The organism is Photorhabdus akhurstii, assembly GCF_018448925.1.
GTDB lineage: Bacteria > Pseudomonadota > Gammaproteobacteria > Enterobacterales > Enterobacteriaceae > Photorhabdus > Photorhabdus akhurstii.
In genome coordinates, this window is record NZ_RCWE01000113.1 from 1 (window position 1) to 684 (window position 684).

A 684-nucleotide genomic window follows, 5' to 3' on the forward strand; every position below is an offset into this window, starting at 1 on the left:
TAAGGATAGAGAGGGGATAGAAAAAGCCATTGCGAAACTTCAAGCTAAAATCTCTGAACTGGATGCGATATTAGCAAAAGAACCGCCGCCGGAATGCAGATGGATACCGGCCGTCGATAATCCCATGCAATAAAGATGATGTTCTTTGTAGCGTGTGATTAAAACGCCTTTGAGCCGATTTAATTTCATTGGAAAATCATGAGAATCATGCTTAAAAGAAAAAATTAAGCGACGTAGAGTCAATGGTATTTATGATTTTTTATAAGGCATTGTTTTATCTATGTAATTTTTAGGTTATTTCAAATGTTTTCTGTAAAATTATGGTTTGGATACATCAGGTCGCGACAGTGGCGGATAATTTTTTGTGCGGCGGGCTTAATCGGGTTAGCTATCTTTGGGCTGCGGTTATTGCTCTTTGATTATCGGTGGGAGATATATCATTTTTGGAATCAAGAGCGACTATCTATTGATAGAGAGTGGCAAACCTGGGCCAGCCGATATATGCCTGTATTGCACAATAATGTATTTTTACCGGAGAAAGTGATTGCTACGATTACCTTGCAGGATGAAGCAGGATAATCGCTGCCTTGAATTAGGATTGAGTTATTATCTGTGATTATTTTGGGTAATGAAATCTATTCTCATTCGCATTATCTAATTGAGAATCATTATTTTTTACCTCGA

The 684-nt window shown here is 37.6% G+C and carries 1 protein-coding gene; it reads left to right on the top strand.

All coding sequences use genetic code 11. The features are described 5' to 3' along the window. Positions 1-303 precede the first annotated feature (303 nt). Complete coding sequence (locus EAE93_RS23980; protein WP_214040736.1) at positions 304-579, top strand: hypothetical protein; 276 nt, start codon at positions 304-306, stop codon at positions 577-579. Positions 580-684 lie beyond the last annotated feature (105 nt).

Excerpts from the sequence above, each read along its gene's own strand:
- EAE93_RS23980 (WP_214040736.1), top strand. The coding sequence starts at position 304 with ATGTTTTCTGTAAAATTATGGTTTGGATACATCAGGTCGCGACAGTGG.